Below are 3700 nucleotides of genomic sequence, written 5' to 3'. Positions count from 1 at the left end.
GCGACCGCGCGGTCGGCGCGCGCGGCCAGCGCCACCGCGGCCACCCGGATGACCGAGGGGCTGTGCGACGGCCACGCGTCGGCGCTGATCGCGGCCTGCGCGTGGGACAGCGCGAGGTCGGTGTCGCCGCGCCAGAGCGCCTGCTCGGCCAGCAGCCCCCTGCCGACGTAGGCGACGAAGACGTCGTCCCAGAACGGTTCCAGCCAGGTCCGCCGCTCGTCGGCGGCGGCGTTGCCCCTGGCCACGTCGACGAACAGGGCCATCGCGGACAGCACCGCCTCGGGCTGGCAGGTGCCGCGGACCGGGAAGCCGTCGGCGATCTCCTGCGCGTGGTCCCACTCGCCGTCGGCGAAGTGCGCCTGGAAGTGCAGGTGCTGCAGGTCCATGCCGAACGGCGCGAGGCCAAGCCCCTCGGCGTCCGCGCGGCGCACCCCCAGGTGGGCGACGCGCGCCGCCTCGGCGAGCTCGCCGCGGATGAGATGCTCCACGGCCAGCTGGTAGGCGGCGCGCAGCTCCACGCCGAGCACCCGGGTCGCGGCCGCGTGCGCGAAGGCGGCGGAGAACAGGCCGATGGCCTCGTCGGCGTTGCCCTCGCGGCTGCTCAGCTGGCCGAGGGTGACCACGGCGTCCGCCTCGACGGACGGCGCGTCGGCCTGCCCGGCGACGGCGCGGGCGCGCTGCGCCCACTCGCGGGCCGCGGCGTTGTCCGCGGCCGCCATCAGCGCGATCGCGTAGGTCGCCATCGCCCGCGCCAGGTACCAGGTGGGCGGCTCGCCCGGGGTCTGCTCGACAGTCTCCCTGGCTACGCGCAGCGCCTCCGCGTACGCCTCACCGGTGTCGTCTTCGCCCTGCAGGAGGAAGTACGCCAGCCGCTCCCCCACCCGGCTTGCCAGCTCGGGGTCGGGGTCGGCGTCCTGGCGGTCGGCCAGGACAGCGCGGATCCGCCGCAGCAGGTGCACCGCGCGGGGGACCTCGCCGGCGGCCGCCGCGGCGGTCGCGGACTTGTGGCCGAGCTTGCCGCGGCTCATCCCGGCGATCTTGGCCGCTTCGTCCACCCGGTCCCACAGCGCAAGCGCCTGGTCGTAGTGCCGGTGCGCCTCGGTCGGCGCGCCAATCCGCTCGGCCTCCTGCCCGGCCCTGATCGAGGCGGCGAACGCGCCGGGAACGTCGTGGCTGGCCAGGCTGTGGTGCGCGAGCTCGGCCGCCGCGCCTGGCACGCCGGAAAGCAGCACGGCGAGCTGCGCGTGCAGCCGGGTCCGCTCCCCGGGCAGCAGGTCGTTGTAGACCGCCTCGCGCAGCAGCGCGTGCCTGAAGGCGTACCCGTCGGGCCCGTCCGGCCGCAGCAGCTGGTGCGCGACCGCCTCGCGCACCGCCTCCTCGTAGTCGGCGTCGGGCAGCCGCGAGGCCGCGCGGACCAGGTCGTCGCTGGCCCGCCGCCCGGCCGCCGCCGCCGCCCGCAGCACCTGCTGGGCGGCGGCCGACACGCGCTCCACCCGGGACAGCAGCAGCGCGGCGAGACCCGACGGGAGCCCGGGCTCGCCGGGAGCACCCGGCTGGGCCGCCGTCCCCGACAGCGAGGTGAGCAGCTCTTCGGCGTAGTAAGCGTTGCCTTCGGCCCTGGCGACGATCCGGTTGATGGTGGCGGCGGACAGCCGGCCTGGACCGTTCGGGATAGCGGAAAGGTGCTCGGCCAGCGCGGCCGGTGCGAGCGGCCCGAGCTCCACCTGCACCACCGAGTGGAGCCTGAGCAGGTCAGCCACCACGGGCCGCAGCGGGTGGCGGCGGTGCAGGTCGTCGGTGCGGTACGTGCCGACCGTGGCGACCCGCTCGCGGTGCAGCATCCGCAGCAGGAACGTCACCAGGTCGCGGGTGGTCGCGTCCGCCCAGTGCAGGTCCTCGAGGACCAGGAGCACCGGGGCCTGCGCCGACAGCTCGGCGAGCAGCCCGAGCACGGCGCCGAACATCTGCTGGCGCGTCAGGCCGGCCCAGTCCGCCTCGGCCTGTGCGCTCGCGCCGCCGTCCGGCAGCAGCCGCGCCAGCACCGGGCGGGCCTTCACCGCGGCCTCGATCTCCGGCGCGGCGCTGGCGCTGCGGATCGCGTCCGCGAACGGCAGGTACGGCACGCTGTCGCCGATCTCCGCGCACTGACCGCACAGCACCGTGCAGCCCTGCCGCGCGGCGACCGCCATCACCTCGGCGACCAGCCGGGACTTGCCCACGCCCGCGTCGCCGCCGACCAGGGCGGCGACCGCGTGGCCGTCGGCGGCCTGGTCGAGCAGGGTCTGCAGCCGGGCGAGTTCGGCGTCGCGGCCTACCAGTGTCGCCATGCGCTAATTATCCCTGCTGGACGGGTGCACCTTCGAATCAATTAACCTCGGGGGTATGGAGAAGGTGACCAGAACCGATGCGCAGTGGCGTGAGCTGCTCAGCCCGGAGGAGTACCGCGTGCTGCGCCAGGCGGGGACCGAGGCGCCGTTCGCCGGCGAGTACACCGACACCAAGACGGTGGGCGTCTACAGGTGCCGGGCGTGCGGGGCGGAGCTGTTCCGTTCTGCTGCGAAGTTCGAGTCGCACTGCGGCTGGCCGTCGTTCTACGAGCCTTCCGACGGTGACGCGGTGACGCTGCTCGAGGACCGCTCGCACGGGATGGTCCGCGTGGAGGCCCGGTGCGCGCGGTGCGACTCCCACCTGGGCCACGTGTTCACCGGCGAGGGGTATGACACGCCGACCGACGAGCGGTGGTGCATCAACTCGGTTTCGCTGACGCTCGAGCCGGCGCAGTAGCGCTTGCGCCTGCGGGATCGCGCCGCTGCTATTGGCCGCCGGGGTCGTAGCGGCGGTTGCGCTTGGTCTGCGCGCGGCGGCGTTTGTCTTCCAGGCGGCGCTGCCGGGCGGCGCGGCTCGGCCGCGTCGCGATCCGGGGCCGCGGTGGCGCGGCGACCGCGTCCCGCAGCAGCGCCGCGAGGCGCTCGCGCGCAGCCTGGCGGTTCAGCAGCTGGCTGCGCTCCTGGGAGGCCACGACCGTGAGGACGCCGCCCGCCAGCCTGCTGGCCAGCCGTTCCATGGCCCGCTCGCGCGCCCATTCGGGCAGGCTCGGCGACCGTCGCACGTCGAACGACAGCTCGACCCGGCTGTCCGTGGTGTTGACCGACTGGCCGCCGGGGCCGGAGGAGCGGGAGAAGCGCTCGTCAAGCTCGCCGGCCGGGATGACCAGCCAGCTGTTCACGCGCAGATCGCCGTCCATGCCTTCAAGCATGCCCCGATTCGCAATCGTGATATGAGCGCGCAACCGGCGCCGGACACGGTGCCGTCAAAGGGGCATGCGAAACAGGCACGACAGAGCCTCCCGCGGCCGGTTGCGCGCCGCCTTGGTCCCCGGGCTATTGATCGCCATGGCGGCGCTGGCCGGCTGCTCGAGCAGCAGCATGGCATCGAGCGAGTCGGCCGCAGGGGCCCCCGCGCCCGTCCCGTCCGCCGCGCCGTCGGCGGACGCGAACCTGCCGGCCGCCGGGTTCGGCGGCGGCTCGGCGCAGTCCGACTCGGCGCGGCTTGTGCCCACCGGTCAGCAGCTCATCTACACGGCGCAGCTCACCGTGCGGGTCCGCGGCGTCAGCGCGGCCATCGCCCGCGCGACGTCGATCGTGACCAGCGCCGGCGGGTACGTCTCGTCAGAGAACGCGACGACCAACCCCAGCCACCC

Annotated in this window: 4 protein-coding genes; 2 read left to right on the top strand and 2 right to left on the bottom strand. The window is 74.8% G+C overall.

The window, feature by feature from the left end; translation table 11 throughout:
• Positions 1 to 2327, bottom strand: a 2327-nt coding sequence (locus Q1N79_RS14535) for an AAA family ATPase (RefSeq protein WP_300609348.1), incomplete at its 3' end; no start/stop codon positions are given.
• Between the two features lie 55 nt (positions 2328 to 2382).
• On the opposite strand from Q1N79_RS14535, the gene msrB reads away from it, so the two are divergent.
• The gene (gene msrB, locus Q1N79_RS14530; protein ID WP_300609346.1) at positions 2383 to 2784 is read left to right on the top strand and encodes a peptide-methionine (R)-S-oxide reductase MsrB; all 402 of its coding nucleotides are present in this window, start codon (positions 2383 to 2385) and stop codon (positions 2782 to 2784) included.
• Positions 2785 to 2812: 28 nt separating this feature from the next.
• Here the strand turns inward: msrB and arfB are convergent, their stop codons facing one another.
• On the bottom strand, positions 2813 to 3244 hold the full coding sequence (gene arfB / locus Q1N79_RS14525) for an alternative ribosome rescue aminoacyl-tRNA hydrolase ArfB (RefSeq protein ID WP_300609344.1): 432 nt from the start codon (positions 3242 to 3244) through the stop codon (positions 2813 to 2815).
• Between the two features lie 181 nt (positions 3245 to 3425).
• Between arfB and Q1N79_RS14520 the strand changes: the two genes are divergently transcribed.
• On the top strand, positions 3426 to 3700 hold a 275-nt coding region (locus tag Q1N79_RS14520; protein ID WP_300609342.1), incomplete at its 3' end, for a DUF4349 domain-containing protein.

The organism is Trebonia sp. (assembly GCF_030042015.1).
Lineage (GTDB): Bacteria > Actinomycetota > Actinomycetes > Streptosporangiales > Streptosporangiaceae > Trebonia.
The sequence above is the reverse complement of the archived record's forward strand: the minus strand, read 5'-3'. Positions and strand labels throughout refer to the sequence as shown.